The sequence below is a fragment of the Bradyrhizobium sp. USDA 4353 genome (assembly GCF_054063215.1).
The window spans coordinates 2,828,114-2,854,926 of sequence record NZ_JBSSGB010000001.1 but is presented as its reverse complement, the minus strand read 5'-3'; the positions used below and the strand labels follow the sequence as shown (position 1 = coordinate 2,854,926).

24 protein-coding genes and 1 tRNA gene are annotated in these 26,813 nt (G+C 62.8%); 13 read left to right on the top strand and 12 right to left on the bottom strand.

Going from position 1 to position 26,813, the window contains the following annotated elements; genetic code table 11:
* Positions 1 to 12: 12 nt before the first annotated feature.
* From ACVILH_RS12840 to ACVILH_RS12825, 4 genes are all read left to right on the top strand, one after another.
* Positions 13 to 762, top strand: coding sequence for a thioesterase II family protein (locus ACVILH_RS12840; RefSeq protein ID WP_456713208.1), 750 nt, complete (start codon positions 13 to 15; stop codon positions 760 to 762).
* A 223-nt stretch (positions 763 to 985) separates the two neighbouring features.
* Complete coding sequence (locus ACVILH_RS12835) at positions 986 to 1,516, top strand: chromosome partitioning protein ParB (RefSeq protein WP_456713207.1); 531 nt, start codon at positions 986 to 988, stop codon at positions 1,514 to 1,516.
* Between the two features lie 85 nt (positions 1,517 to 1,601).
* Entirely contained in the window at positions 1,602 to 2,360 is a 759-nt protein-coding gene (locus ACVILH_RS12830; RefSeq protein ID WP_456713206.1) for an SDR family NAD(P)-dependent oxidoreductase, read from the top strand.
* A 275-nt stretch (positions 2,361 to 2,635) separates the two neighbouring features.
* Complete coding sequence (locus ACVILH_RS12825; RefSeq protein ID WP_456713205.1) at positions 2,636 to 3,265, top strand: LysE family translocator; 630 nt, start codon at positions 2,636 to 2,638, stop codon at positions 3,263 to 3,265.
* A gap of 17 nt (positions 3,266 to 3,282) precedes the next feature.
* On the opposite strand, the gene ACVILH_RS12820 is transcribed toward ACVILH_RS12825, so the two are convergent.
* Both ACVILH_RS12820 and ACVILH_RS12815 read right to left on the bottom strand, forming a co-directional pair.
* Positions 3,283 to 4,422 carry a LuxR C-terminal-related transcriptional regulator gene (locus ACVILH_RS12820; protein ID WP_456713204.1) on the bottom strand — a complete coding sequence of 380 codons (1,140 nt, stop codon included), beginning with the start codon at positions 4,420 to 4,422 and terminating at the stop codon, positions 3,283 to 3,285.
* A 42-nt stretch (positions 4,423 to 4,464) separates the two neighbouring features.
* A complete protein-coding gene (locus ACVILH_RS12815; RefSeq protein ID WP_456713203.1) occupies positions 4,465 to 4,740 on the bottom strand; it encodes a response regulator in 276 nt (91 codons plus the stop codon).
* 236 nt (positions 4,741 to 4,976) lie between these two features.
* Between ACVILH_RS12815 and ACVILH_RS12810 the strand changes: the two genes are divergently transcribed.
* Positions 4,977 to 5,105 carry a hypothetical protein gene (locus ACVILH_RS12810; RefSeq protein WP_456713202.1) on the top strand — a complete coding sequence of 43 codons (129 nt, stop codon included), beginning with the start codon at positions 4,977 to 4,979 and terminating at the stop codon, positions 5,103 to 5,105.
* A 163-nt stretch (positions 5,106 to 5,268) separates the two neighbouring features.
* A complete protein-coding gene (locus ACVILH_RS12805; RefSeq protein WP_456713201.1) occupies positions 5,269 to 6,465 on the top strand; it encodes a cytochrome P450 in 1,197 nt (398 codons plus the stop codon).
* Positions 6,466 to 6,862: 397 nt separating this feature from the next.
* Here the strand turns inward: ACVILH_RS12805 and ACVILH_RS12800 are convergent, their stop codons facing one another.
* The 3 genes from ACVILH_RS12800 to ACVILH_RS12790 form a co-directional block, all read right to left on the bottom strand.
* Positions 6,863 to 12,478 carry a P-loop NTPase gene (locus ACVILH_RS12800; protein WP_456713200.1) on the bottom strand — a complete coding sequence of 1,872 codons (5,616 nt, stop codon included), beginning with the start codon at positions 12,476 to 12,478 and terminating at the stop codon, positions 6,863 to 6,865.
* Positions 12,479 to 13,203: 725 nt separating this feature from the next.
* Positions 13,204 to 13,278, bottom strand: a tRNA-Glu gene (locus ACVILH_RS12795).
* A gap of 301 nt (positions 13,279 to 13,579) precedes the next feature.
* Positions 13,580 to 13,918 (bottom strand): hypothetical protein, encoded by a 339-nt coding sequence (locus ACVILH_RS12790; protein WP_456713199.1) that lies wholly within the window; start codon positions 13,916 to 13,918, stop codon positions 13,580 to 13,582.
* 31 nt (positions 13,919 to 13,949) lie between these two features.
* On the opposite strand from ACVILH_RS12790, the gene ACVILH_RS12785 reads away from it, so the two are divergent.
* A complete protein-coding gene (locus ACVILH_RS12785; RefSeq protein WP_456713198.1) occupies positions 13,950 to 14,930 on the top strand; it encodes an RluA family pseudouridine synthase in 981 nt (326 codons plus the stop codon).
* A 219-nt stretch (positions 14,931 to 15,149) separates the two neighbouring features.
* Positions 15,150 to 16,049, top strand: a complete 900-nt coding sequence (gene rpoH / locus ACVILH_RS12780) for an RNA polymerase sigma factor RpoH (RefSeq protein WP_456713197.1) — start codon at positions 15,150 to 15,152, stop codon at positions 16,047 to 16,049.
* A 74-nt stretch (positions 16,050 to 16,123) separates the two neighbouring features.
* Here rpoH and ACVILH_RS12775 read toward each other — a convergent pair whose 3' ends face one another.
* Together ACVILH_RS12775 and ACVILH_RS12770 are read right to left on the bottom strand one after the other, a co-directional pair.
* The gene (locus ACVILH_RS12775; protein WP_456713196.1) at positions 16,124 to 16,744 is read right to left on the bottom strand and encodes a peptidoglycan recognition protein family protein; all 621 of its coding nucleotides are present in this window, start codon (positions 16,742 to 16,744) and stop codon (positions 16,124 to 16,126) included.
* Positions 16,745 to 16,765: 21 nt separating this feature from the next.
* Positions 16,766 to 18,001, bottom strand: a complete 1,236-nt coding sequence (locus ACVILH_RS12770) for a GGDEF domain-containing protein (protein WP_456713195.1) — start codon at positions 17,999 to 18,001, stop codon at positions 16,766 to 16,768.
* A 303-nt stretch (positions 18,002 to 18,304) separates the two neighbouring features.
* Between ACVILH_RS12770 and ACVILH_RS12765 the strand changes: the two genes are divergently transcribed.
* The gene (locus tag ACVILH_RS12765; protein ID WP_456713194.1) at positions 18,305 to 18,457 is read left to right on the top strand and encodes a hypothetical protein; all 153 of its coding nucleotides are present in this window, start codon (positions 18,305 to 18,307) and stop codon (positions 18,455 to 18,457) included.
* 133 nt (positions 18,458 to 18,590) lie between these two features.
* On the opposite strand, the gene ACVILH_RS12760 is transcribed toward ACVILH_RS12765, so the two are convergent.
* Positions 18,591 to 18,995 (bottom strand): response regulator, encoded by a 405-nt coding sequence (locus ACVILH_RS12760; RefSeq protein ID WP_456713193.1) that lies wholly within the window; start codon positions 18,993 to 18,995, stop codon positions 18,591 to 18,593.
* 152 nt (positions 18,996 to 19,147) lie between these two features.
* Between ACVILH_RS12760 and ACVILH_RS12755 the strand changes: the two genes are divergently transcribed.
* Positions 19,148 to 19,990: an SDR family NAD(P)-dependent oxidoreductase gene (locus ACVILH_RS12755; RefSeq protein ID WP_456713192.1), complete on the top strand. Its 843-nt coding sequence runs from the start codon at positions 19,148 to 19,150 to the stop codon at positions 19,988 to 19,990.
* Positions 19,991 to 20,163: 173 nt separating this feature from the next.
* Here ACVILH_RS12755 and ACVILH_RS12750 read toward each other — a convergent pair whose 3' ends face one another.
* A complete protein-coding gene (locus tag ACVILH_RS12750; protein WP_456713191.1) occupies positions 20,164 to 20,982 on the bottom strand; it encodes a lytic murein transglycosylase in 819 nt (272 codons plus the stop codon).
* Between the two features lie 451 nt (positions 20,983 to 21,433).
* On the opposite strand from ACVILH_RS12750, the gene ACVILH_RS12745 reads away from it, so the two are divergent.
* The gene (locus tag ACVILH_RS12745) at positions 21,434 to 21,946 is read left to right on the top strand and encodes a hypothetical protein (RefSeq protein WP_456713190.1); all 513 of its coding nucleotides are present in this window, start codon (positions 21,434 to 21,436) and stop codon (positions 21,944 to 21,946) included.
* Positions 21,947 to 22,097: 151 nt separating this feature from the next.
* Positions 22,098 to 22,412: a hypothetical protein gene (locus ACVILH_RS12740; protein ID WP_456713189.1), complete on the top strand. Its 315-nt coding sequence runs from the start codon at positions 22,098 to 22,100 to the stop codon at positions 22,410 to 22,412.
* A gap of 100 nt (positions 22,413 to 22,512) precedes the next feature.
* Here the strand turns inward: ACVILH_RS12740 and ACVILH_RS12735 are convergent, their stop codons facing one another.
* On the bottom strand, positions 22,513 to 22,887 hold the full coding sequence (locus ACVILH_RS12735) for a thiol-disulfide oxidoreductase DCC family protein (protein WP_456716961.1): 375 nt from the start codon (positions 22,885 to 22,887) through the stop codon (positions 22,513 to 22,515).
* Between the two features lie 337 nt (positions 22,888 to 23,224).
* Here ACVILH_RS12735 and ACVILH_RS12730 point away from each other — a divergent pair, with 337 nt between their 5' ends.
* Positions 23,225 to 23,461 carry a hypothetical protein gene (locus ACVILH_RS12730; protein WP_456713188.1) on the top strand — a complete coding sequence of 79 codons (237 nt, stop codon included), beginning with the start codon at positions 23,225 to 23,227 and terminating at the stop codon, positions 23,459 to 23,461.
* Positions 23,462 to 23,600: 139 nt separating this feature from the next.
* Here ACVILH_RS12730 and ACVILH_RS12725 read toward each other — a convergent pair whose 3' ends face one another.
* Positions 23,601 to 24,140 carry a helix-turn-helix transcriptional regulator gene (locus ACVILH_RS12725; protein WP_456713187.1) on the bottom strand — a complete coding sequence of 180 codons (540 nt, stop codon included), beginning with the start codon at positions 24,138 to 24,140 and terminating at the stop codon, positions 23,601 to 23,603.
* A 440-nt stretch (positions 24,141 to 24,580) separates the two neighbouring features.
* Entirely contained in the window at positions 24,581 to 26,794 is a 2,214-nt protein-coding gene (locus ACVILH_RS12720; RefSeq protein ID WP_456713186.1) for a tetratricopeptide repeat protein, read from the bottom strand.
* Between the last annotated feature and the right edge of the window lie 19 nt (positions 26,795 to 26,813).

Genomic DNA, 26,813 nt, shown 5'->3' with positions numbered 1-26,813 from the left:
AATGAGCGACAGATGAGTGCAACGACTAATCTTTATTGTATGCCCTATGCTGGTGGCAGTGGCCGCGTGTTCAGCGCGTGGCAACGCTTCTTCCATCCCGACATCCAGATCGTTGCCGTCGACTACCCCGGACGCGGAACCCGCATGCGTGAGCCGCTGCTTGATTCGATCGCGCGCATTGCGGACGAATTGGCCGAGACGATGGCGTCACACCGTCCTGCGCGCTACGCGTTGTTCGGACACAGCATGGGCAGCCTCGTCGCATTCGAAGTCTGTCATCGACTCGTTCAGCGCCACGGCTCACATCCCGCGCTTCTCGCCGTCTCCGGCCATCGCGCTCCAGGCGCGCCGCGACAAACACCCGCGATGCATGCCGCGCCGGATGCGGAGTTCATCGCGCATCTGCGCGAGCTCGGCGCGACGCCCCCCGAGGTGATCGCAGAGGATGATCTGATGGCGCTGCTGCTTCCGATTCTGCGCGCCGACTTCCGCGCCTGCGAGACCTACGCGCCCGAGCCGCGCCGCATGTTGTCCGTTCCGATCGCGGCCTATGGCGGCCTCACCGATGCCGAGGTCGATGCGGCCGAGTTGCGCGCCTGGCGCAAGGAGACGACGGGTCCTTGCGTCAACAGGATGTTTCCCGGCGATCACTTCTATCTCCGCGACCAAGCCGCCACGCTCGCCGCGGCCTTGCAGCACGACCTGCGCACGGCGCTCGCTGCGACACCGGACCTTGCGGCCTCGCAGGCTGCGAGCAGCTGAGGAACGATGCGGGAGCGGCAGAGAGGCCTTGCGCGATCGGCCCGCATCGCCGCGCTTGCGGAGGCCGGCGCAATGTCCCTATGGTATCCGCCCGCGTCCGGCGTCTTCCTGTCTCGCGATGCGGCGCGCCGCTGTTGGAATTCGCTCGCGATCATCCGACCGGCCCGCCGGATCTGGCATGATCGACAGGAGCCGTGGGCGTAACGACAAGGGAGTCCCGACTGTGTCCGCCCCGGAAAGCGTCCCCATCGACAAGATCCATGTTCCCGAGAAGAAGCGCAAGGCGCTGAGGCCGGACGTGGTCGAGGCGCTGGCGGAGAGCATCTTGGAGCTCGGCCAGCGCGAGCCCATTCTCATCCGTCGCGACAAGGATCATTTCGTGCTGGTCGAAGGCCTGCATCGCCTCGAAGCCTGCAAGGCGCTCGGCGAAGGCGCGATCAAGGCGCTGCTGATCTCGGCCGAGGAAGCCCGCCAGCGCGAGCTTCCGCCACCGCCGCCCGATCCCGAGCGCGAGAAGATGGAGCGGCTGCGCAAGCTGCGGCTGGAGAAGGAGGAAGCGGACAAGCTCGCCGCGGCGTCGCGCGGCAGCGCGGGCGCGCATGCTGCGACACGTCCGCGCGGGCCCGGTGAGACGACGCCCCGGAGCGGACGCAGCGGCGCAGCCAAGCCGGCGCGCTCCGGTGCCACCGTCGCCGCGCCGAAGACGCTGTCCGACTGGATCAAGCAGCAGGAGCGCAGCGGCGGCCGCTACTGACAGGTCCGCCCGCACGGCGGCGCGCTGCCGCCATGCCGCACGATCGCCGCTCACCCATCACCGATTGACATCGCGAGGACGTCCCATGCCGACCGCCATCTATCCCAGCCTCAACGACCGCACGGTGCTCGTGACCGGCGGCGGCTCAGGGATCGGCGAAGCCATCGTCCGCAACTTCCTCGACCAGGGCGCGCGCACAGCCTTCATTGACATCGACCGCGACGCTTCACAGACGCTGCTGAACAGCCTGCCGGCGCAGGCGCGCATCCATTTCGAGCATGCCGATGTCAGGGACATCGCCGCGCTTCGCGCCGCGATCGACAATGTGCGCAAAGCGCTCGGCCCGATCACGATCCTCGTCAACAACGCCGCCCGCGACGACCGCCATAGCATCGAGGAGGTGACGCCGGAGTATTGGGACGAGCGCATGGCCGTCAACCTCAAGCACCAGTTCTTCGCCGCCCAGGCGGTCGCGCCCGACATGCGCAGCGCCGGCGGCGGCGCGATCGTCAATCTGGGCTCGGTGAGCTGGGTGCTCGGCCAGGGCGGCATGCCCTGCTACACGACCGCGAAATCCGCCATCCAGGGCCTCACCCGCGCACTGGCCCGCGACCTCGGCCCCGCCAACATCCGCGTCAACTCGATCCTCCCCGGCTGGACCATCACCGAGCGCCAGCGCAAGCTCTGGCTGACCCCCGAAGGCGAAGCCGAGTTGATGCAACGCCAATGCCTCAAGCGCAAGATCATGCCCGACGACATCGCCCGCGTCGTCCTGTTCTTCGCCTCGGACGACAGCGGCGCGTGCACGAACCAGAACTACATCGTGGATGGCGGATGGGTGTGAGGCCGGACGATGGCATATCGCCCGGCACTCCGCAGGGTCCGCCGCAGGCGAGCGTCGCGAAGGATGGTGGGCGGCGCGCCCTCGGCTGCGGGCTTTGCTCATATGCAATAGCCACGCGACGCATCTGTTCGCCGCCGCGCGTGTGACCTGCGCCACAGAACTATCCGTCGCGACACCAACGTGCCGCGGCACGCGCATGCTCTCAGTCAAATGAATGACGCCGCATGCGCCCTGCATTGCTAGTCAGCGAGCCGGAACGAACGGATGGCTCGACGATGTCCCTGCCTCAATCAGTTGCGACGCTCATCGCCGGCATCGGCGTCGGGCTGACGGTGGCGGCTCCGGTGGGACCGATGGGAATCCTCTGCATTCAGCGGACATTGACGTCGGGCGCAGCCGCGGGTCTCGCGACAGGATTGGGAGCGGCCACGGTGCATCTCGCCTACAGCGTGCTCGCCGTCGCCGGCATCGGAGCGATCCTCCAGCGCTGGGCGGAAACCAATTCGCTCGTGCTCGGCCTCGTCTCGGGCGTCGTCCTGCTGTGGTTCGCGATCCGCATGCGCCGGCAGCCCGTCGCGCTGGCGGCGACGCATCAGGTCGATCGTATGGGACTCATCAGGACCTATGCGAGTGCGATCGGGCTCGGCGTCGCCAATCCGCTCACCATCATCCTGTTCTGCGCGGCGCTGCATACGCTGATGGGGCATGCGGCGGGGCTTCTGCTGGCGGCCGGCGTGTTCATCGGCTCGGTGCTGTGGTGGACCATCCTGAGCGCGACGATCGCCATCGTCCGCCTGCGCTTCGATACGAGCGTGCTCGGCCTGAGCAACAAGCTCGCCAGCCTGCTGCTGATGGGGCTCGGCGCGCTCGCCCTCGCCAAGGCCTGCGGAAGCCTGATGACCTGAGCGCGCGGCGCCCTCGTCTATTTGCGCGGCAGCGTCACCTGCACGCTCCGGAGCAGAGCGACGAGCTGGCTCTGCTGGCTGGTCCCGGTCTTGTCGAAGATCCGCGCGAGATGCGTGCGCGCCGTGCTCACGCGGATGCCGATCAGCTCGGCCGCCTGCTTGAGCGACTGGCCGGCCGCGATCGCGGCCGCAACGCGGGCCTCCTGCGGCGTCAGCTCGAAGAACCGCGCGATGGCCTCGCCAAATCCCGCAGGCAGCTGCTGCGAGACCTTGCGCGCAATCAGGATCGCGCACGCCTCCAGCGCGATCGTCGGGCTGTCGAGGCCCAGCGCGGGACCGACGGAGATCGCCAGCGCGCCGGCATCGCCGGCCTGCCGCGCAGGGGCGATGAGAAGATCACCGCCGACACCCGGCAGACCGCGCGCGACAGCGCAGGATGAGGCCACGAGCCGCTGCAGCCTGGCCGTGCTCTGGAGGTCCGGCGTCACCAGCACGCCGCGCCGCTCCGACAGGCCGCTGTCGCGCTCCGACAGGATCTGCTCGGCCGCCTCGTTGCTGGCGAGAATGCGCAAGCCCGCATCGACCGCCATCAGCGCGAACGGCAGCTGCGACAGGCTGGTGGAGACCAGCTGCGCGATCCTGATCTGCCGCGACATCTCCACCGCGCGGGTGAGATGCGGCGCGATCGTGCCGAGCAGCTCGAGATCGGCGGCGTCGAACGGCGTCTGGTTGCGGCCGCGCTGCACGTCGAAGAACCAGGTCGACGCCCCCGCCGCAGCGAGCTTGCAAGTGAGCCCGCCATACATGTCCTGCGGCGCCATCCAGTCGTTCCACAGACGGCTCGCGCGCAACGTTTCCTTGCCGATGAAGCTCAGATCGCTATAGGCCGTCCCGACCTCCGCCCGCGCGACCGCATGCTCGATGATGTTGGGCTCGTCGGCGAACTCCGCGATGTAGCGCTCCTGAAACGCCGGGTCGTTGCTCGGCGCGATCAGATCCTCGGGCCCGCGCTCCGGTCCGATCCGCACCAGACATGCTTTCGATCCGTCGAACAGCGTCCGCAGCGACTCGACCGCCTGCGACCACAGCTTCGGTTCATGCGCGGCCTGGTAGATGGTGCCGACGCAGGCGATGACGGAGCTCTCGGTGACGTGCATGCTATTCCAATTCCCAACGAAGACATCAAAGGAGGATGCGCGCTATTCCGCTGCCATCGAGCCGAGAAGCGCGCTGAGCCGGAGCGGCTGCACCGGCTTGCGCAGCAGCAACACGCCGCGCCGCAGCGACAAGCTGTCGCCGTCCGGCAGGCGATCGTCGCCGAGACAGAGATCGACCTCGCGGCCGGCGAGCAGCGCCGGCGCCGCGCCGCTGTTTTCCGCGGTGGCGACGCGCAGGCCCTCGATCTCCAGCTCGAGCGCGCGGCGCGCGGCATCCCTGGAGATGGGATGATCGTCGACGAAGAGAGCCGACCGCACGTGCTTGACCTTCCGACTACCATATTACCATTTCAGCACATCCGGCCGGAGGTGGCCCGATACGCCCTCTCATGGGTCGCCCGACAACGCCAAACGGACGGGGTGCAGACGCTCAGCTCTGCACTTTTTCTTACATTGATCACCAAATGGGGGCGCCCTCGAAAGCAACAGCTCGCCACCGGCCGGCGATTCGGCTGAGTCGAGGCGCATTCCGGCGCGGTGGGGGGACACACCCGATGATCGGGCACAGAGACGACGGCGCTGCGGGAGACGGCGGGATGCCGCCCCGCGCGGCCCTGACCAGCAACGCGGTGATCATGGCGGTCACCGCGGTCATGCTGCTGTTGCTGTGGCTGGCGGGGTGATTCCCGCGGAGAGGAGGCCAGCCGCGGAACCGGCGTTGTCCGACGCCGTTCAGACCAGACGCGCGTCCTGCGAGGCGCATCGGACCGGCATTGCACGGCCCGGTCGCGGCCACTATCGTCGAGCAGGCTACGCGCTGGCCCGCATCCCCGACAGGAGCGCCCCATGCCGACCGCGACCCTGGCTCCTCAACTGGCTCCGCTGGACGAGACCATCACCATCGCCGAGCTGACGCGCGATCCCTACCCGATCTACCAACGCCTGCGGCGCGAGGCGCCAGTGCTGCGGGTCAAGTCGGTCGGCCGGACGTTCCTCACCAAGGCGGCTGACACCAAGTATGTAAAGGACAATGCGGCGCTGTTCTCGTCCGACGATCCGAACACGCCGATGAAGCGCGCCTTCCTCGCGCACACCTTGATGCGCAAGGATCACGACGAGCACCGCACCGAGCGCATGGCGATGATGCCGGCCTTGATGCCGAAGACGATCGAAGCCGTCTGGGAGCCGCTCTACACGAAGTTCGCCAATGAGTATCTCGACCGGCTGCCGCGCGGCGAGACCGTCGATCTCTTCCCCGCGCTGGCCGGCCCGCTGGCCGCGCGCATCCTGGCCCATGTCATGGGCGTGCCTGACGCCAGCGACGAGGAGATGCAGCGCTGGTCGCAGACCCTGATCGACGGCGCCGGCAATTTCGGCTGGACGCCGGGTCCGTTCGACGCCAGCGACCGCGCCAATGCCGAGATGGACCGCTGCATCCGCGCCAATATGGAGCGTGTTAGGGCGGAGCCGGATTCCTCCGCCCTCTCCATCATGGTCAACGCGAAGAACCCGATCGCCGAAAGCCAGATCATCGCCAACATCAAGATCGCGATCGGCGGCGGCATCAACGAGCCGCGCGACGCACTGCTGACGATCCTCTACGGCCTCCTGACCAACCCGGAGCAACTCGAATCCGTCCGCGCGGACAACAAATGGCGCTCCGCCTTCGAGGAAGGCGTGCGCTGGGTCGCGCCGATCCAGGCGAGCTCACGCCTTGTCATGGAGGACATCGAGATCCGCGGCTGCCTGATCCCGAAGGGCGACACCGTGATGACCATCCAGGCCTCGGCCAACCGCGACGAGGACCTGTTCACCGACGGCGAGCGCTACAACGCGCTGCGCGACCCCAACCCCCACCAGGCCTTCGGCAACGGCCCCCACCACTGCGCCGGCGCCCACCTCTCCCGCCGCACCGTCGGCGCGATCCTGCTGCCGATGCTGTTCGAGCGGTTTCCGAAGATGGAGCTGGTGGATGCGGCCAGCGTGCGGTGGCACGGGTTTGGGTTTCGGGGGCCGCTGGGGTTGGCGGTGAGGGTGGAGTAGTAGCTCGATTAGACGCGTTCTTCTCGTTCTTGCTCCTATCCACTGCCGAAAAGGACGCGCGGTTATTTTCGTGCCGCCCGCGGCTCGGCACGACCTACGAGTTCTAAGCTTACTTACGACTGCTATGCCACTAGCCCGGACCCTTCGTCGCCCACGACGGCTCCGCTCCAGGTTACCTGACCCACAGGCCTGAACAGTTGCCCTTAAGTCTATTCTGCTTGGACGGCATCTTGCCTATTTGAAGCCGAAGCCATTTAGCTGCGCAACGTTGATGCACGAGCAGCCCTAAACACACATACACGGTCGACACACTAGCCGAACGTCCACATTCGCACTGGCCGCGGTCGCAAGCCACAGCGCCTCAACGTCCGGCGCAATTTGATCGAGCCGGCGCCCACTAAGTAGAACGGAGAACTCGCACTCGCTGACCCTCTCCTGATTTTACGACTTCTAATTCATCGCTCAACTGGACAACCGAAATGAGCTTTTTCAGCTTGGTCCCCTTAACCCGACTTTTCCAATGGGGATCGATTGCGGCAAGACGGTTTCCTAGGTCCGAGAGCTCAACTCCGTCCACGGGGAACTCTGATACTATTCCGACGATTTCATCACAAAGCTCCCTCAACTCACGATTTTCATCCGAGCGCCCACTTTCTCCGTCAGCACGTCCTCCGTGCCGCCCCCTCTTTTTCCTACTTATTTCTTGCCGACTGGAGCTGCCCGACAATCGACCAATATCAACGTTCAGAGCCCCCGCTCCTTGCCCTTTATGCACGCTAGCCCGTAGCGACGCAGATCCTTGCACAACCTTCGAAAACAATTGGCTAAATCCTTCAACATTGAGAAGGTCGTAACAGCGCTTGACGGGAACGACGCCATAAAGAAATTGCTGCTCGTTCGGCTGAGCCCACGAATATGCGACAAACCTTTTACACAGAAGCTCCATCAAATCCTGCGCAGCCACAAGACCAATACCTTCAAAAAAAACGCGATCTTCAACAAGATCGATCCTTTGAACGACACCACGTCCTCCGCTTGTAGCAATCGTTACAACAGCAGGAGACATGACCGTGACACTCCCAGCCTGACGCAGTTTCACAGTGGAACTCGGCGCAATGTAGATGTTTCCGTTCTCGATACGAACACGGACAGTGCCGGACGTCTCGTACGTCTTTTCTATGTATCCCGCGAATTTGTCGACGCGATCGGCTGTAGAGTTCGATTGGCTCGACGCCACCAAACCGACAACCGCCCCATCACTCGTGTCTCGAATTCGGACATTTCTCGCCAGCATGATCAGATCGCGCGGCGAGGCGCACCCTAGAGATCGGAACACATCCCGAAATCCAAAGGCCGCATCGACCCGCGCGGACACTTCTTCGGCCCCAAGCACAGCATCACGAGACGCACCGGCCGCAACAATGTCCTCGATAAATCCAACGACTCGAGCCTTCTGCAGCGCTATTGCTTGCATCATTTTGTCTGCATCAGAGATCGAATCATACGGCTCGACTGCACTAAAGACCCGCTCCGTCTCACGCAGCCGATTTCCGCCCGCTACGTGACCGTACTCAACCGACCAAGCGCGGAGCCCCTCCGGACTAAAGCCCATATAAAAATGAACCAACTTGCCTTCATCTCGATTCGCAGAAAACGCTCTCCCCGGCACGAAGAATGCCTTCACCACTCCCTCAATAACGATTTTAGATGCCTGCGGCCCATCAATCCTGCTATCGATCTGACCATTTTTGAACGCTAACGGCGATGGGTCCTTCCAAAACCTCTTGTAACGGTCCTTGTTATCTTTATCCCACTCGCCCAGTTCACTCTCATGAACAAGCGCCCATTTGCCAAATCGACGACCGAGCCAAAAGTCCGAATTCGTTCTCCGCCCTATCAGACGATCCTTAGACTGGCTGACAAACTTCTCCATCTCCTCCAACGAAACAATGTCTCCATTGAGCCACCTGACAAAGGTGAGGACATAAAGATAGTAATAAGGCCTCCAAGAAGATGTCTTAAGACTCCAAACCGAAAGGCGATCCAGCGCAGTAACCGGATCAAAGTCCGGCAACATACGGTAAGCCTCAAACCACAGCCTATAATCGTCATCTTGATGATCCGGCCCATCGAGATTCTTCTTCATTAGCTCCGCGACACGTTTTATCTCAACACCAGATAGCGCGCTCCACTTTCGTTCTCTTCTGCCCAAGTAAGCATTAGCCAGCGATCGCCGCACATAAGCCCCGCCCGCCCCTCCGGCATCAGCCCTCTCGAGTAGCCGTATCGCCTCATCGTAGTCGTTATAAAGAATCCTTATCGCCTTTGAACAAACGACGACGTACCTAGCCTGGGACGTAGTTAGTGTAGAGTAGAGAGCGCTGACATTTCGTAACAGCGCCTGCGCTTCAACCATGGCGCCTTCGGTAAATTCGGCCAGATCCGCATATGAAGTGAATCTTATCTGCGCTATGCTTTTCATGCCGGTCAGTTTCTTGATAGCGCCACACACACTTACATTCATTTGAATATGCGTGACGTAACCATGCATATTTTCCGGATCCAGCTCCCTCGCCAAGGTGAACTGCTCCGCCGCCTTACGGTAAAATGGCAAAACCTCATCTAATATGTCTCGAACATCTCTATTTCGCGCAAGACGCAGCATTTCTTGAACGCGATACCGAATCACGAGCCCGTAAGCGTGATGAATAACGGGGTCGCTTGACGCCAGCGACACGGCTCGCTCTAGATAGATCTCAGCCACGCCAGCATCACCGCGCAGGCGATAGATGTGATGTCGCCCACGATGCATCCAGAAGTGAGAATGATCTGGACATTCGTCCGTTAGCTTCTTGAAGATCTGATGCCCGTGAGTGGGGTTCACGATTCTGTCCAGATCTTCGATTATCGGAGAGAACTTCTGGCGATCCTTAACGTCATCGACGTACCCACCCTGCCGATCTATGAAAATAGTACGAAATAGGTTGAGAGTGAACTCAGAACCCGCGCCAGCGTACCGACTTACTGTCTCAATGAAACGAAGCGCCAGCTGTTGAAGGTGATATTGCCACCCTTCTTCCGTCGTGGAGTAGATCCAATTTAGCACTTCTTCAGCAATAAGCTGGTGCATAATCCTATAGCCGCTATCTCGCAAGACAAGCAATCGCGCCACCCCCTCGCCGAGCATCACCTCTATGGGCGCCTCCGTGGTCGACGACAGACCCAAAACACTCGCCAGGAGGCTTTTTGGGAGTCCATAATCGGAGAACAACGTGACGAAGCTTAGTAGCTCGATTGTCTCCGCAACGCGCCCACGAACTCCATGCAAATGAGTATCAACAAATCGATCAACAGAGGTGAAGTCTCGCTCAAACGCGATCAAGCCGAAAAAGAAGGGGATTCTATATCGCTCATAAGCCTTATCGACGGAAACCTGCCTTAGCTTGACTTTGATAGTATCGTCAGACACTAGCGACGCATATGACCTTTCAAATAGCAGGCATTCTTCTGACAACATTGGATCTGGAACAACGAAACCCGCCCGGGTTTTTCCGTTCTCGATTATCTTTCGCACATAGAGAATAACTGCCCGGCAGTTCGACTGCCGAAGAGATCGATAGAGTTCCTCTCGATGATTTTCCGTGAGAACAGTCGATTCCGCAACGATCAAGACAGGCTTCTGAGTTAATTGAAACAACTCTCGAATCCTATCTGCCAAACCTCTTGTAGCAGATCGAAGAATTGCGGTCGGGTACTCGTTGTGCAGGTCCCATGCAGCCCTGTACGCAACTGTAGTTCCACCAGCCCCTGGAGTGTGAAAAAGAAGTTGAGTTTCGGTGCTATACGAATCGAGCTTTCTCCTCAGCGTATCCATTAGCTCGGCGTGCACGGCACGAGTCACATCCATTCCTGCATCAAGTTCTCTCCAGGAGACCGGCCTCCCCCTCCAGAAGGCTCCAGCCGCAAGATTCTCCTGCGTTCCGTCGTCTAAAAGAATCTTTGAATGTAGAACCGACAGATTCTCTTCAATAACCCTAAGCTTCTCGTAAGGTACCGCGATCCGACTACCGTCCGCGGCCGGCAAATCGGGCTCGTCTGAGAACAATGCTCCGACCGTGTGCCGCTCTAGCAAGTTGAAGAAGTTCGCTGCGGACAGAGGGATCTCCACCCCATGTCGAATATCGAACTCACTTTCCTTTGCTCCACCGATTAGAATGAAGTAAGCGCTTCCATCAGACGCGTAATCGATCGCTTCGACGATTTGCTTCAGCCGGTAGCGATTTCCCCGATCATTTGCGACAATAAAGACGAAGAGAGGACTGGGGGCCGTGCTCTGGATTAGAAACTCAGAGAAGCGCAATATTGTCTTTCGCTGCTGGTACTTCCATTCTTGGTCGCTTTCGAATAGCTTCCTTTTCTCAGCCCAGCCGCCGGCCATCATCCATGCAGTACCGTGACGAAAGTCCAGCGAGGGAAACTCGTCGTCGAAGATGTGAACGCCCCTTGACAGCTCGAGCGATCTACCTACGCGTTGGTAAAGTCCACTGTCATCTGAATGTGGATCAAGATCAAATATGGCGGACCAGACTCCTGGGCCAAGCGTCTGGGGTATGGATTCCGAAGGAATAGGATCTACAACCAACGCGTAGCGATTCGATGAAGAATCAAAATGATTAGATGCAGCAACTAATTGCTTCCATAACTCGTGATCAGCCTGAGATAATCCTGAACGGATACTTGTAGAGTCCGCCCCACTCACCTCTAGTTCTGTCCAGATCTTTTGATATACAGACCTAAAGTTCTCCTTCAGAAACTGCTCGGCAGCAAGCGATGAATAGGCAAGCGCCGCTAGCCTTTTCGCTGTGTCTAGGCCGCTTTTGTTTGCCCAATTCATCCCCGCAGCTATTCTTGAAAGCTGAAGTTGTTGTGTTATATGGTCTTTGCGGTAACGCTGAGCAGAATCCGACCACGCGCTCAGACCAGATCGAATTGAGCATATGGCTTCACCAAGTTGCCGCGCGGACGTCGAGTGGAGCTGGAAGATATTGTCCTCGCGGAAGATTGCGTCCAATAAGTCGAGATACTCCACAGCAGGAAGCGTTACAGCCTGCTCAATCAGACAACCGACTTCGAGATAGGCTTGATCAAAGCCAATTGGCCCCAATCTCGAGAGAGCAAAATCTATAATCCAATAGGGTTGATCCGCCGGATCGCGCTGATGAACTAAGATATTTCCCTTGTGAAGATCACCATGGAGCAATCCATCAACTACATAAATCTTGGAGTTAATTTCTCTGCTGCAGATTTGGTAGAAGTACAATGGATCAATCAGATACCTATTTCCGTAGCTATATCGCCTCGTGGAATGCGTCTGTTCCGCTATAAATTTGCGGAAACCCGCATTAGATTCATGATCAAGCCTGTAACCAAGCCAATCCACTAGCAACTCAGCTACGGTTAGCTGCCGGTCGGGATTTGGCTTTGACCAACTTACGGCAAGGTCCTTGGAGATGTTAGCAACAGTTTTGGAAAAATAATCCGCATCCAACCGATCCAATGGCGCAAATCGGGACAGACTTCCACCGGCGATTTCATACAAGGCCGCATAACCAGGAAGATAAGCAGTTTCCTGGCTTGCGGAAAACTCCCCTCTCGCGGCTTCGATCTGTTCCGATGTAAATTCCTCGACCTTACGCACCTTCAGCAAAAGCGGAATATGCTTTTTTGCAAACCTCGGAGAAAAATTCTGTGCTCTTGCATGACATACATCTTCGGATTCTTGGTCGTCCCACTTTATGGGCTCACTGAACTTTACGATGTACTCGCCGCTCCGTAGGTCCGTCGTCGCATTCTGCGTCCTTACATCCGCGCGAACTACTGCCGCTCCAGAAAAGCCCTGCTTCAACCGCCGATACGCGATCTCGGAGCCCGGCGCCCAGGAATCAAATGCATTCTCGGCCAAGAGTCTAAAGCGCTCCAACTCCGGCGGAAAATCTACGAACCGCATGTTCATCGAAAATGTCCTGGAGGATGACTGGTGGTCGAGCATATTTTCAGTATCGAACTTGCGCAACATATGGTTGAGTTGATCTACTAACCTTACCCATTTGGTGGCTGTATGTGCTAAGCCGTGAGACAAGCTATGAGAGGCTCCGGCCGAAACTTGCTCTGATCGTACCCTTGCGAGCATTCCACCCATCCTCAAACTGCCCGTCGTGCCAGTTTGTCGCATTCCGTCGGGCAAATCCGGCCTTGTGTCGTCGGGCAAATCAGATCGACACTCTTCGCCGTCTCCTGCTCACTGAAGGGGCGTTTCGCGATCGTCACGGACCCTGGAGCGGGAGATGCGGTGGCCGCCCGGGGTCGCAGTACGCGTTTCGCGTGCGGACGAACGATCCCCTCGCGGACGGTCAAGCCGTGTGGTCCCGACACCCCGACGCTGGTGTCTTGGTCGGTCACGATGCCGACGACGGGGGCAAGCAAGCCCGGTCCCCTGGGAGAGCACGGAGCAGCCGTTAAATCCATCGCGCAGGGAAGGCCGGTTGTTCGGCCAATCCTGTGGTGACTGCCGCCTGCTTTTTTGTTGCAGGCGGGCCATGGGTGCGGCCTGCACCCGGCCTTCCCTGCGCCCTTCTGTTGAAAGGGCGTGCCTGAGAGCAAAGCTCGGACGCGCATGCGCGCCGCGAGGCTGAGGAGCCGCGCGTGCAGATCGGAGATAAAGGGTTGAGCGCCTAATAATGGCGCTCCCTAGGGGAATCGAACCCCTGTTTCAGCCTTGAGAGGGCCGCGTCCTAACCGCTAGACGAAGGGAGCGTGAGGTGAACCGCATAGCCTTGAACGCGCCGCGCCGCAAGATGCGGGATGGGAGTTTTTTGGGGGTGGTGGAGAGAGTCCCCGTGGGGACCCCCACCCACGACCCCTCCCCGCAAGGGGGAGAGGAGTCGACTGCCCGGGTGGTGGAGGGAGCGGTTCACAATGGGGACGGAATCAGGCGGCCGCGAGCGTGGTGGGCTCCCCTCCCCCCGCCGCAATCGCGAAGCGATTTCGGCTGCGGGGAGGGGTCGGGGGTGGGGGCCGCGAGTCCCGCTCGACGTGGAGAGCGTCCGCCCTGCCCTTACGGCTCGACCGCGAAGCGGAGGCGGCCGGTGGGTTTGAGGGTTTTGGCGTCGAAGGTGCGGATCTCGGTGGCGCCGGCGATGTCCACGGTCACCGCCAGGCGGTCGCCGGCGGTGCCGGTGGAGACGATGCGGGCGCCCTTCGGGAGCATGGCGGTGAGGTCCGGACCCGACGCCGTGCTTCCCTCGCCGCGGAAAAGGCGATAGCCGATGGCGACCAAGAGCACTGCGATCGCGACCGAGGTGGTCACGCCCGCGATCATCATCATGCGCCGCAGCCGCGCCATCAGCTGGGCCTGCTCGGGCGAGGACGGCTCGGGCGCCAGGGTAGAATTCATGGACATCTCGACTTCACAATCCCACGGTCTGATGACGGTCATTGTCGCCGGCGACGAAGGCTCGCCGCGGCTCGATCGCGTGCTGGCAGCCAAGCTGCCGGAGCTGTCGCGGTCCCGGCTGAAGGCGCTGATCCTGGCCGGACAGGTGTCGCTTCACGCTGAGGCGGTGCGGGACCCCGCTTATCACGTCGCAGCCGGCGACACGATCACAATCGACGTGCCCGAAGCCGTCCCGGCCGAGCCCGCCGCCGAGGCGATCCCGCTCTCAATCGTCTACGAGGACGACGACATCATCGTCATCGACAAGCCCGCAGGCCTGGTGGTGCATCCCGCCGCCGGGCACGAGAGCGGCACCTTGGTGAATGCGCTGATCGCGCATTGCGGCGCCAGTCTTTCCGGCATTGGCGGGGTCAAGCGGCCGGGCATCGTGCACCGGCTGGACAAGGACACCACCGGCCTGATGGTGGTCGCCAAGAACGACCACGCCCACGCCTCCTTGAGCGCGCAGTTCGCCGATCACGGCCGCACCGGCGCGATGGAGCGCGGCTATCTCGCCTTCGCCTGGGGCCTGCCGCATCGGCCGCATGGCACCATCAATGCAGCCCTCGACCGGCATCCGCATGCGCGCGACAAGATGGCGGTGCGCGCAAAAGGCCGCGAGGCGATCACGCATTACGAGGTGATGGAGAGTTTTACCGGCCGGGACGGCAAGCCGGTGGCGGCGCTGATCGCCTGCCATCTCGAGACCGGACGCACCCACCAGATCCGGGTGCATCTCGCTCATCTCGGCCACCCGCTAATGGGCGATTCGGTCTACGGCCCGCATTTCAAGACCAAGGCGAACCAGCTCGCGCCGGCGGCGCGGACGGCGCTGGAGCAGCTCGGGCGGCAGGCGCTGCATGCCTATCTGCTGGTAATCGAGCACCCCCGCACCGGAGAAATCATGCGCTGGGAATCGGACTTGCCGGAGGATCTTTCTCTTTTGGAGCGCGCCTTGCGAGCGGCGCTATGACGCAGGCCGTTCAGGAAAACGCAAGTATGACAAGCGGTTATAGCTGCCACACGGGGACGTGACCCCCGGAATCCTTCCACGGGAGGAGAAAAATGGTGTATGTTGCGTCTGCGTCGAATGGTCGACGCATGGAACGTCGCAAACCGGTTGGCTTTAACCAAGTGACCGCTTTGCCTGGCCCGCCGCTATCGGGGGCCTGAACCAACTGGAGGGCGCTCGATGGCCCGTACAGCTACACTACCGGTTCTCAACGGAGAATCCGGACTTGCTCGCTACCTCTCCGAGATCCGCAAGTTCCCGATGCTGGAACCGCAGGAGGAGTACATGCTCGCCAAGCGTTGGCGCGAGCATGACGACAGCGACGCAGCACAGAAACTCGTCACCAGCCATCTCCGACTCGTGGCCAAGATCGCCATGGGCTATCGCGGCTACGGCCTGCCGATATCCGAAGTCGTGTCGGAAGGCAATGTCGGCCTGATGCAGGCGGTGAAGAGGTTCGAGCCCGAGAAGGGTTTTCGCCTCGCCACCTACGCCATGTGGTGGATCAAGGCGTCGATACAAGAGTACATCCTGCGGTCGTGGTCGCTCGTTAAGATGGGCACCACCGCGAACCAGAAGAAGCTGTTCTTCAACCTGCGCAAGGCCAAGAGCAAGATCTCGGCGCTGGATGAAGGTGATCTGCGTCCGGATCAGGTCAAGCTGATCGCCAAGCGCCTCGGCGTGACCGATCAGGACGTGATCGACATGAACCGCCGCCTCGGCGGCGACGCATCGCTGAACGCGCCGATCCGCGACGACGGCGAAGCGGGCGAATGGCAGGACTGGCTGGTCGACACCTCGCCCAACCAGGAAGCCATCATGGCCGAGCACGAGGAGTACGACCACCGCCGGCAGGCGCTGACCGGCGCGATCGGCGTGCTCAACGCCAGGGAGCGCCGCATCTTCGAGGCGCGGCGCCTGGCCGACGAGCCGATGACGCTCGAGGACCTCGCGGCCGAGTTCGGCGTGTCGCGCGAGCGGGTGCGCCAGATCGAGGTGCGCGCGTTCGAGAAGGTGCAGTCCGCCGTCAAGGGCGCCATCGCCAAGCAGGAGGCGGCGGCGCTGGAGGCCGCGCACTAGACGCGCGGCTTGCTCAGAGGTGGTTTTGAAAGCGATCGGAGCCGGCGGAAACGCCGGCTTCTTGTTGAGTGAGGCTAGTCCGGCATGGCGCGCGCGAGCTCGGCCAGCGCACAGCCCTCGCAATAGCGGGCGTCCTTGTAGTCGATCCAGTTATGCGCATAGATCCGCTCCCGCGGGATCTGATAGCGCAGCCGGAGCAGCTTCGAGAGAATGCGCCACGCGGCGATCTGGGCGTCGGTCGGAGGCGCGGTGACGTCGGGATAGTTGCCGGCGAACTCCACGCCGATCGAATTGTCGCGCACGACCTTGCGGTAGGTCGGGCCGTTGTCGATATAGCGGTTGTCGTTGCGATTGGCGCCGTCACCATGCAGGGTCACCAGGGTTTCCGGCACCGCCCAATACACCGTGCCGTCGGTTTCCACCCACAAGGTGACGCCGCGTCTTCTGGGGTTTTTGGCCTGCGCCAGCGCCCCGGCCTTCGCCGATCCCGCCGGGCCCTCGGTCTGGTGGACGATGATGTTGGTCCAGGGATGCGCCTTCTCCGGCGCGCCCCACGGTGCCAGCCAGACGATTCTGAGGCCCGGAATCTCCGGCGTGCCGGAAGCGCGGGCGAGCACGGCGAGATCGTCGGCCGCCGCGGGAGAGATGAGAAGCAGCGTGAGCGCTGCGCGGAGGAAGAACAGGATCGGCCTCATGGCCGGGGATGTTAGCAGACCCTACTCCGCCGCGGCATCCTGACGTGGGTGGTGCATGGTGATGGCCTCGATCTGGTCGGGCGCCAATGCGGGCGTATCCAGCTCGCTTTGATAGACGGCAAAACGATTCTTGCCGTCCTTCTTGGCCGCATACAGCGCCTGATCCGCCCGCGCCATCAGCCGGTCCGGAAACGCGCCGACATCGTGAGTCCATTCGGCGACGCCGATCGACACTTCGATCGGCACGTCGGCCCCGGCGCAGGCCTCCGCGTCGTCGCGGCAGACTTTGAGGACACGCTGCGCGATCATAGCGCCCTCGCGCACCCCGGACGACGGCAGCAGGATGCAGAACTCGTCGCCCCCGGTGCGGGCGAGCATGTCGCCAGGCCGCAGCCGCGTCTGCGCCATCAAGGTGAAATGCTGCAGGCAGGCATCGCCCGCCGCATGGCCATGAGTGTCATTGATGAGCTTGAAGCCGTCGAGGTCGATCACCAACAGCGCAAACGGCCGCCGCGACCGCTCCGCGCGCGCACATTCCTCGGTGAGTCGCTGCATCAGGTGACGCCGGTTGGCGACCCCGGTGAGGTCATCGAGCAGCGCGAGATCGGCGACCTCGTTGCGCAGCCGGTCGACGGCCATCAGCAGAAAGCCGAAATTCAGCGACATCGACAGGAAGATCAGCAGCAGCACCGCGGCGGCCTGGCCGCTGGTGGAATGGCTGAAGTTGAAGTCGGCCCCGAGGAAGGCACCGACGGCGCGGACCATGAAGACGGCAACGATCAGGATCGACAGCAGCCCCGCAAGCCTGGCCCCAGGGTTGATCGGGCCATGCCGGGCATCCAGCACCAACCGCGCGATCATGACCACCGGGACGGCCTGCCCGACCGAGTAGCTCAGGATGCGCATCGGGCCGTTGTCGTGGACATAGAGAAAGAACGCGATCGACGCGCAGCTCAACCCGACCACCACAGCGCTCAGCCGCCATGACGCCCGTCGCCCATAGAAGCGCTCGACGCCCATCGCGGCGAGGCAGATCGCAAAGATCATCAGGGACGCGGCGACCAGCAATGGCAGGAACGAGCCGACGTAGAACCGGGCGAGCGCGAACAGCGCGGCCGGCGCGCACATGAAGGCCGAGGCTGTCCAGAAGCGCGCCGACTCCAGATTGGGATAGCTGCGCATCACATAGGCCCAGATCAGGCCGAGCGCGAGGAAGTTGACCACGAAGGCGGTCCACAAGGTCGGAACGTTCAGCATTCCGACAGCGGGACAACGCGAGTCCCGTCCTCGATGTTCAGCAACGCCGCGCTCATGACCTTCCCTGTGGCTTGCGGTAACATGAGCGCCGCGCACTTAACGGTTCCTCAATTGCACAACCAAGATTGCGCCTTGGTTTTGAATCAATGAAGACACGATTTGCCCGGTGTTAACCCTGCTCTCCCCGGCCGATGCGAACAACGCGCGACCAACCGAAGCAGCGAGCTGTGGATAAGCCGATGCCCGCTGGTGACAGCGTGAGGCAGAGCTTCGCGAATCTGCTGGGATCAACTCCCGAGGCTGATGCATAGCTGGCTTGCGCCAGCGAAAGCCTCGAAGTCGCGTTGCAATCCATCAACTCCTGACGAGGATTCCATGGCGAAGAAGGCAAAGAAGGCCGCGAAGGCGACCAAGAAAGCGGCGAAGAAGACCAAGAAGGCCGCCAAGAAGAAGTAGTTGCACTCCCCGGGTGGGAGCGCGGCTTCCACCCGGTCTCTGCTGCGGCCCCCGCCTCCATTGCTCGCCACCCCGATCTTCGCGATATCAGAAATGGGGTGACCGCTCCGGGCCGTTAAGGCATCACGCTGTCCTACTCCCCCAGTCTCCGCTGCAGCTCAGGCGCGCGTTCGAGCGTGACCTCCGCCTCGCGCAACACGTCGAGCGGCGCCCATGGCTTGGCCCAAAACTTGGCATCACCCGGCAGCGGCTGCGACAGCGGCCGGCCCGAGGTGACCACGATGTTGATGTGCGGATGACGCGCCCGCGCGATGTGCGCAAGCTCCACGCCGCTCATGCGGCCCGCGAGATTGACGTCGGTCATCAGCAACACGACGCGGTTGCCGGGCTTGTTCAAGACCATCTCCGCCGCCTCGGCACTCTCGCACGCGATCACGTCGTACTCGCTCTCCTCGAGCAGCAGCGAGATCATCTCGCGCTGAGTCGGATCGTCCTCAACGATCAGCGCCGTGGCGCGGAACGGCTGCGACTGTCCCATGCAATACCTCCAAAAAACCTGACATTCCCATCAGCAGTCTGAGTTAAAAGCAAAGCCGCCGGATGGTTCGGTTCCAATGCGAAAAAGTGACGCAACGTGATCAGGCCGCTTGGAACGCGAGCCGGAACCGGCAGTCAAAGGGGGATGCGACAATGACGGCAATCGACAAGGCCGCTGCAATCACCGGCGCCGCAAGCGGCATCGGCCGCGCTCTGGCGCTGGAATTGGGCGCCCGCGGTTGTGACCTCGCGCTCGCGGACCGCGACGAAGCGGGCCTCGCCAGCGTCGCGGCCGAGCTTGCGCCACGCGGCCGCAAGATCACCACGCACCGACTCGACGTCAGCGCCCCCGGAGCGATCGCGCAATTCGCGGCGGATGCAACGGCCGCCCATCCGTCGCTCAACATCGTCGTCAACAATGCCGGCGTCGCGCTGTTCGGCGCCTTTCATGAGATCGACCAGGCGGAGATCGAGTGGCTGTTCAACATCAATTTTTGGGGCGTCGTGCACGGCACCCGCGCCTTCCTGCCGCATCTCGCGCAGAAGCCGGAGGCGCACATCGTCAACCTGTCCTCGATCTTCGGCATCATCGCGCCGCCCGGCCAGTCGGCCTATGCGGCGGCGAAGTTCGCAGTGCGTGGATTTTCCGAGAGCCTGCGTCACGAGCTCGCCATGGCCAACAGCCCGGTGAAGCTGTCGGTCGTGCATCCCGGCGGCGTCGCGACCGCGATCGCGCGCAACGCCCGCGCCGGCGTGGGGATGACCGACAATGCGCGCCGCGTGCAATCGATCGAACGCTTCGAGCGGCTCGCCAAGACGAGCCCGCGCGACGCGGCACTGCGCATCATCCAGGGCATCGAGCGCAACGAGCCGCGCATCCTGATCGGCGGCGATGCGCGCTTCATGGATCTGCTGCAGCGGTTCATGCCCGCCACCTATTGGAAGGTGCTGGCGAAGCGGCTGGAGAAGGCGGCCGCCAAGGTCGGCGCGAGCTGATCGTCGCGCGAAGGCGGTCTCGCGGTGCGTGACGCGCCGAGTGTCGGGCATTCGCCGCGCTCAACAAATGGAGAGCACAGGGAGAGCGAGGCCTCGGCTGACGCCTGCAGCCCACATGCAATAAGAAAAGCAGGCGGCGGCTACGTCAGGTCGTCGAATTGAAGCCGTGCGCCTTATCGCCCCATCAGTTGATCTGCGTAGTAGCCGATGGTCTTGCGGTAGATCACCGCCCTGTTCCACTCGCGCATCGCATCGAAATTCGCCGAGCCCTCGTCATAGGGCTGGCCCATCTTGAAGCCGTTGCTGTGCAGCAGGTTGGCGGTGGAGGCGAGCACGTCGGCGGTGGAGTGGCGCAGATCGACGCGGCCGTCGCCGTCGAAATCGACGCCGTATTTGATGTAGGACGACGGCAGGAACTGGGTCTGGCCGATCTCTCCGGCGAAGGCGCCGATCAGGTCGCGCAAGCTGAGATCGCCGCGCTCGACGATCTTCAGCGCGGCCAGCAGCTCGCCCTGGAACAGCTCGGTGCGGCGGCAATCATGCGCGAGCGTGGCGAGCGTGCGGATCACCGGCAGCTTGCCCATATCGCCCTTGCCGAAATCGGTCTCGAGTCCCCAGATCGCAACCAGGATCTGGCGCGGCACGCCATATTGCTGCTCGATCTTCGAGAGCAGCGCCGCATGCCGCTGCAGCATCGCGCGGCCGCCATTGATCCGGCCGGCGCCGACGCGGGTCGAGACATACTGCTCAAAGCTCTTGTTGAAGGTGTAGCGCTGGCGGCGGTCGAAGGCGAGCACGGCCGGATCGAGCGTCACGCCGGACAAGGCCTGGCTGATCGTACCGGCCGAGACGCCGGCGCTCTGCGCCTCCGCGGAGAAGCTCGAGATGAACGTATTGAAATCCCCGCCGCAGCGCGCGGCCTGCGCGGAGCTGGTAGCGACACAGGCGGAGAGCGAGGCCGCGAGCAGCACGGCAAGACGACGCAGGAGCATGCGGGATCCCTGATGATTCATGCAATCGGGGAGGATCATGCCATGGCAGAAAGCGCGGCGTCAAAATAGGGGCGGAGGATGTGGCGATCGGCGCATTTGCAGAAATGGCCCAGACGCTCAATCATCTCGTCATGCCGGGCATCGCTCCAGCAATCGCGCCGCGGGCGAGCCGGGTGTTAATGCGCCCTCGCCCCTTGTGGGAGAGGGCATGTAGGACAGCGCAGCAAGCTCGGTTGGGTAAGGGGTCTCTCTCCGCAAGTGTCGCTCGCGGAGAGAGACCCCTCACCCAACCGCATGCTCGGACAGGCCGCACATGCCCTCTCCCGCAAGGGGCGAGGGCACTGTATTTGGCAGCGATGTTGCTGAGGCAGAAGGGATAGGCCCCCCTTGATCCTCGTCAATACCGCGCCATGCTCACTTCCTAATCTCCCGCGCAAAAGGAGACGACGCCATGATCGGGATTACGCTGACTGCCGACCAGATCCGTTCGGCGCCACCGGAGGTGCGGCGCTGGATCGAGCATCAGGTGCTGGCCGGCCTCGGGCTCGGCCCGGAGACGCCGCCGGCGCCGAGCCTGCCGGTGCAGGGCGCGCATCTCGTCGCCTGCACCAATGACGATGCCGCGAAGATCCTGGCGCAGATCCAGGGCGTGCTGCCGGCGATGAACGTGTTCTTCGAGTTCGGCCGTCCCGGCATCGCGCTGGGGCAGCCGCCTGTGATGATCTACCGGCTGATCGACATCCTGCATCACACGCGGCTGCAGAACATCGGCCAGGTGATGGCCTCGCTGGAGATGATCAACAAGGCGCTGATCGAGACCCGCAAGGATCCGTCGGCACGCTTCTGCGGCTTCGACCATGAGGGCCACTGCCTGATCGCGCCGGAGACGCAGCGCGCGATCGCCAGCGTCTGGCAGGCCGTGATCGCCAAGCAGCACGGCGTCGCCGAGGGCGAGGCGGCCTGAGGCGGCGCGGCGCGGCGATCTGCGCGCCTGTGCCAAAACGAGCCACGGCAGGTCGGCTCAGCCATGCCTCTCCCGGGCGGCTCCGGCCTTGAGCGAGGCGTGATCGGTGCTACGATTCTGCTGTCGTTCACGATCCCAACGGAGATCGCCGATGCCGCCCCGCCAGCGTCGACTGCTGCAGTCGCCTCTGTTCCGCCTGCTCGCGATCAACCTCGCGCTTGGGCTCGCGATGGCCGTGGTTCTGGTCGGCGGCCTGCTGGTGCTCGATCCGTGGGGCCTGCGCCACCTGATCTTCGCCGATCATTCGCCGGGCGTCGCCATCGGCCTGCTGCTCGGCTCGTTCTTCGTCACCTTCGGCTCGACCGCGATGGGCACCGCGATCATGGCGCTCGGCCGCAGCGACGATGAGGATGGTCCGCGCGGCGGCACGCGGGTACATGCGCGGGTGAAGGTGCGGGGACGCTAAAGCCGAGCTGCTTCTCCACGAACGGTGCGCTCCCATCCCCGCAAGGGGGAGGGGAGCACGCCGATCGCGCGGCGAGAGCGGTGGCTCAAGCGCGCAACCCTCACCAATGCCCCTTCCACTTGTTCCAGGCGAACAGCCCATCCGCGAACCGGTCGTAGCCGAAGCGCGTCAGCGGCCGCATCACGCGGTTGCCGAGCAGCGTGGCGAGCCAGCCCTCGCCCGGCGTCAGCTTCCATAGCAGCAGCGCGACGTCGGCACCGGTGATCAGCTGGCCGTCCTCGTCGGTCGCATGCAGGCGGCGGCGGACGTCGTCGACGTCGGCACCGAATGCGGCCAGCGCCTGCGGCTCCTCGTTGATATCCTTGAACGCGACGCGGCCCGACTTCACCAGCGCCAAGAGCTTGTTGCGCTGCCAGTCGATGCCGGCGTCGCAGACCGGGCAGCGCGTGTTGTACCAGATGGTGAGTTGCGGCATCGACATCGGCGTCCCGGAAGGCGGCGTTCATCAGGCTGACATGGAATCGGGCGCATGGGGGCATGCCGATCCGGCAAAATCGAGGAGCCCGAATGTGGCCGCAGGCTAGGCACAAGGGTAGGAAAACCGCCGCACGATCCCCATATCAGGCTGGTCTCAGCCGGCACGCATCGCGCGCCCCGCGCGATGCGCTCGCCCCCGAGCGGAAGACGCGAGGCATCGGTGCCATCGCTGCCCTGCCCGGCTCGAGCCCTTAACCATTCTCTTCAGCAAAATCGACGAGCAGACCGGCGTCCGTCCTCGTTGACGCGGCGCTCCTGATCCTGGAAAAGCCCCCATGGCAAAGAAACCCGGCTCCAATCCCAAAGGCGAATTCGCCTTCTTCAACGTCACCTATGAGGACGGCTCGCAGCGCTCCAACCGCCGCGTCCCGGCCGAGCTGCTGGGCGGCCTCGACGGTGACGAGCCCGCACGCGGCTTCATCATGGAGCAGGACCGCAACATCGCCGAAAAATCCGGCCGCCCGCCGCTGGCGATCAAGTCGCTGGAGCGCGTTGGCGCGAAGAAGAAGTAGCGGGCCCTTTGTTGTAGGGTGGGCAAAGCGCGCAAGCGCGTGCTCACCTTAAGTGTCTGCGGCGACGCTCGGTGGGCGCATCACCGAGGCCAGCTTCGTGCCCCGTGTGTCTGCCCCACCCGCCGCTTCGGAGCGTCGTTCAAGCGACCTTCAACGCCTGCATAGCCTGATCAGCGCTTTGCTTGAGGCGATCCGCAAGATGCACCTCTCCTGCACCGATCGCGGCATTGGCTTCCTTCAGAACGCACGCCTCGACCATCAGATCGGCCGGCACCTTAGCCCTCGACGCCATCCAGCGCGCGACCTCGGCCCAATCCCATAGCGGGCTTTCCGAGGTTACCTTGGCGACGGGCGCCGGGAAATTCTGGCCACGGCTGCCCTTGAAGTAGTTGGTGATCGCGGCACGCGTCAGCCCCGTGCGCGCGGCGATGTCGGCGAGACTGACAAGCGGGTCAGGCTCGATCCGATCGATGACGGCACCAGCTTTCCGGACGTTCTCGATTGCGGACGCGACGGCCTGATCGATCGTGGCCGCCTCGCGGGCGAAATCGATGATGATGTGCCCCTTCTGATAGGCCACCAAGGCATCGTCGCAACCCGCATCATAGAAGCGGTCGCCAAAATCCTCTGCCTCAGGATCGAGGCCGGACGCGATGATGCTGAACTCAAACGTCTTCATCGTCCTGCTCCCTGCCACCGTGGGGACAGCGGTCGACAGCGCGCCTGATCTGCCGCGCGTGCGTGCCGGCATCTCGCGGAGTACCATTCACCACGACGTGGCAGCGATCTGCATGGTCCGGGTGGGGACAATACATCCAGCCCCAATGGCCCATCTTGCGGAACCTCCAGCCGTGCTGCTCGCAGTATCGAACCGCCTCCTCGACGTCCTTCTTTGGATGTCTTGGTCTGTCGGCCACCGGCTTCACCTTGAGAGGTGGAGATATTCAGACCGTTAACAGATGTCAACGGAAGTGCGCGCTAACTGGAACATATCATGAACAATGGAGGTAAACAACCTGACGTTCCCGCCGGAACACCCGACAGTCCATGACTTCACTGGTATGATCCTCTCTTACCTGAGAGGTGTCCACGACGGCCAGAGGCCCGCCGTCACCCGAGTCAACTCTGCCGCCCGCGGCAATAGGTCTGCCACATCGTGCGATAGGCCGCTTCGACGGCCCTTGTGTAGATGGGCGGAGCACAGCGGGCGGCGATGAGGTCGGGGAGTTGGCGACGGATCGTCCTGAGTTGATCAGGCGTCGAGCGCAGCGCGATGTCGACATAGTCATCATCAGTCGCGGCGACCCAGTCGGCCATGCCGATCGCGGTCAGGATCGCGGCGCCGGCGCGGCTGCACATGCCGCTGCCGAGCTTCGAGACGACCGGCACGCCCATGTGCAGGGCTTCCCAGGCGGAGACGCCGCCGCCATTCGGAAACGGATCGAGCCAGATGTCGATGAGCCGGTGGGCGGCCAGGTGCTCGTCGCGGGAGGTCGGCCCGATCAGGTCGATGCGATCGGCCGCGATGCCGCGCGCAGCGAACTCGGCCAGCAACTTGGCCTGGATCGCGATATCGCTGAGCAGATAATCCTTCACCAGCAATCGAGAGGTGACGTCGGCGCGCAGGATGCGGGCCCAGACGTCGATCACGGCGCTGGACAATCGGTTCGCCCGGGTGAACGCGCCGTAGGTCACATGGCCATTGGAGATCACGGGCGCCTCGAGGCTGCGCAGCCCCTCAGGCGGCGGCTCGATGATCATCATGCAGGGTAGATCATGGACCTGCTCGGCAAACAGATGACGCACCTCCGGCGGCGCCATCACCGGATCGCCGAACAGATAATCCATCGTCGTCAGGCCGGTGCCGGTCGCATGGCCCCACGCGGTGACCTGGACGGGGGCCGGCTTGCGCGCGAACGTGCCGAGACGGTTGCCGCGCGAGTGTCCGGAGAGGTCGACGAGAATGTCCACCTGGTCGGCCCGGATGCACTCCGTGAGCTGATCGTCGGACCATTGCATCACGTCGCGCCAGCGATCGGCAGCCTGCTTGAGCGAGGCCGTGATCTCGTCCTGGACCGGCGAGTTCGAATAGCAGATCACCTCGACCTGCGATTTGTCGTGGTTCTGCAGCACCGGCCGGAAGGTGCGGGCGGCGGAATGCTCCCGGAAATCGCCCGACACATAGCCCACGACCAGCCGCCGGTGAGGGTCGAGAACGTTGGCATGGTCGGGTGGATGCGCCTCGGCGATCCTGGATCCGATCCGGCGCCACCACTCCGATCGAGCCGCCTGGTGCTGCGCGAAGCCGACCTCGCAGAAGTCCAATGAGAAGATCCGGTTCGCCAGCGCGATCTCGTCGGCCGGGTCGATCGCGAGCGCCCGATCGAAGAATGCGACAGCGGCCTCGGCATCGCCGAGCAACGCATGACATTGACCGATCTGGCTCAGCGCCTTCGCGGAGCTCGGCTCGATCGCAAGCGCGCGCTGGCAGGCCTCCAGCGCCTCGCTCACCTGCTTGTTCAACATCAGCACGTTGGCGCGGCCGAGCCAGCCCAGGGTAAATCTCGGATCGAGCGCGATCACCCGGTCGAAATCAGCGAGCGCCTCGTCGTTGCGTTTGAGCGTGAGGAACGTCTCGCCGCGATTGATCAGCGCCGTGGTGTCGTCGGGCGCGAGCGCCAGCGCGCGATTGAATTCGGCGATCGCCTCATCGGCGCGACGCAGATCCTTGAACGCGCAGCCCCGATTGATCACGGCGGCAACATGCGTGGGATGCGCCGCGAGAAGCTGATCGTAGCACGCGATCGCGTCGACGAACCGGCCGAGATAGTGCAGCGCCTCGCCCTTGTTCATCAACAGGTCCAGCCGCTGCGGATTGAGCTGGAGGGCGGTGTCGTAGCTTGAGATCGCGTCCGCAAAGCGCCGGAGCCGCGACAACAGCTTGCCGCGCTCCAGATGCGCGTCGAAGAAATCCGGCTTCAAGGCGAGGAGATCGTCGAAGCAGGTCAACGCCTCGCCGTTCCGCTGCAGCGCGGACAGGACGACCGCGCGCGCATATCTTGCCGCAACGTTTTGCGGCTCGACCAGCAGCGCCCGCTTCAGAAGGCGCTCCGCCGAGTCCGAATTGCTGCTCTGGTGCTCGGACAGTCCGAGCTGATAGAGCGCGCCGAAATGGTTCGGCCGCTTCTTCAGGATCTTCTTGTAGCCGGCCTGCGCCTTCTCCAGATCGCCAGACCGGTGAAACGCACTCGCCCGAGCGAACAGGTCGGCGATCTCGTCGCCTTTTCGCAAGGCTGGCTGCATGCTGACGACTTCCAGGGGATCAGCCGCCATCGTCATGTTCTGTCACGAG

Bases quoted from the DNA above. Each gene is read 5' to 3' on its own strand.
- ACVILH_RS12840 (WP_456713208.1), top strand. From the start codon at position 13: ATGAGTGCAACGACTAATCTTTATTGTATGCCCTATGCTGGTGGCAGT.
- ACVILH_RS12830 (WP_456713206.1), top strand. From the start codon at position 1,602: ATGCCGACCGCCATCTATCCCAGCCTCAACGACCGCACGGTGCTCGTG.
- ACVILH_RS12825 (WP_456713205.1), top strand. From the start codon at position 2,636: ATGTCCCTGCCTCAATCAGTTGCGACGCTCATCGCCGGCATCGGCGTC.
- ACVILH_RS12820 (WP_456713204.1), bottom strand. From the start codon at position 4,422: ATGCACGTCACCGAGAGCTCCGTCATCGCCTGCGTCGGCACCATCTAC.
- ACVILH_RS12810 (WP_456713202.1), top strand. From the start codon at position 4,977: ATGATCGGGCACAGAGACGACGGCGCTGCGGGAGACGGCGGGATGCCG.
- ACVILH_RS12805 (WP_456713201.1), top strand. From the start codon at position 5,269: ATGCCGACCGCGACCCTGGCTCCTCAACTGGCTCCGCTGGACGAGACC.
- ACVILH_RS12800 (WP_456713200.1), bottom strand. From the start codon at position 12,478: ATGAACATGCGGTTCGTAGATTTTCCGCCGGAGTTGGAGCGCTTTAGA.
- ACVILH_RS12790 (WP_456713199.1), bottom strand. From the start codon at position 13,918: ATGAATTCTACCCTGGCGCCCGAGCCGTCCTCGCCCGAGCAGGCCCAG.
- ACVILH_RS12785 (WP_456713198.1), top strand. From the start codon at position 13,950: ATGACGGTCATTGTCGCCGGCGACGAAGGCTCGCCGCGGCTCGATCGC.
- rpoH (WP_456713197.1), top strand. From the start codon at position 15,150: ATGGCCCGTACAGCTACACTACCGGTTCTCAACGGAGAATCCGGACTT.
- ACVILH_RS12775 (WP_456713196.1), bottom strand. From the start codon at position 16,744: ATGAGGCCGATCCTGTTCTTCCTCCGCGCAGCGCTCACGCTGCTTCTC.
- ACVILH_RS12770 (WP_456713195.1), bottom strand. From the start codon at position 18,001: ATGCTGAACGTTCCGACCTTGTGGACCGCCTTCGTGGTCAACTTCCTC.
- ACVILH_RS12765 (WP_456713194.1), top strand. From the start codon at position 18,305: ATGCATAGCTGGCTTGCGCCAGCGAAAGCCTCGAAGTCGCGTTGCAAT.
- ACVILH_RS12760 (WP_456713193.1), bottom strand. From the start codon at position 18,995: ATGGGACAGTCGCAGCCGTTCCGCGCCACGGCGCTGATCGTTGAGGAC.
- ACVILH_RS12755 (WP_456713192.1), top strand. From the start codon at position 19,148: ATGACGGCAATCGACAAGGCCGCTGCAATCACCGGCGCCGCAAGCGGC.
- ACVILH_RS12750 (WP_456713191.1), bottom strand. From the start codon at position 20,982: ATGCTCCTGCGTCGTCTTGCCGTGCTGCTCGCGGCCTCGCTCTCCGCC.
- ACVILH_RS12745 (WP_456713190.1), top strand. From the start codon at position 21,434: ATGATCGGGATTACGCTGACTGCCGACCAGATCCGTTCGGCGCCACCG.
- ACVILH_RS12740 (WP_456713189.1), top strand. From the start codon at position 22,098: ATGCCGCCCCGCCAGCGTCGACTGCTGCAGTCGCCTCTGTTCCGCCTG.
- ACVILH_RS12735 (WP_456716961.1), bottom strand. From the start codon at position 22,887: ATGCCGCAACTCACCATCTGGTACAACACGCGCTGCCCGGTCTGCGAC.
- ACVILH_RS12730 (WP_456713188.1), top strand. From the start codon at position 23,225: ATGGCAAAGAAACCCGGCTCCAATCCCAAAGGCGAATTCGCCTTCTTC.
- ACVILH_RS12725 (WP_456713187.1), bottom strand. From the start codon at position 24,140: ATGAAGACGTTTGAGTTCAGCATCATCGCGTCCGGCCTCGATCCTGAG.
- ACVILH_RS12720 (WP_456713186.1), bottom strand. From the start codon at position 26,794: ATGGCGGCTGATCCCCTGGAAGTCGTCAGCATGCAGCCAGCCTTGCGA.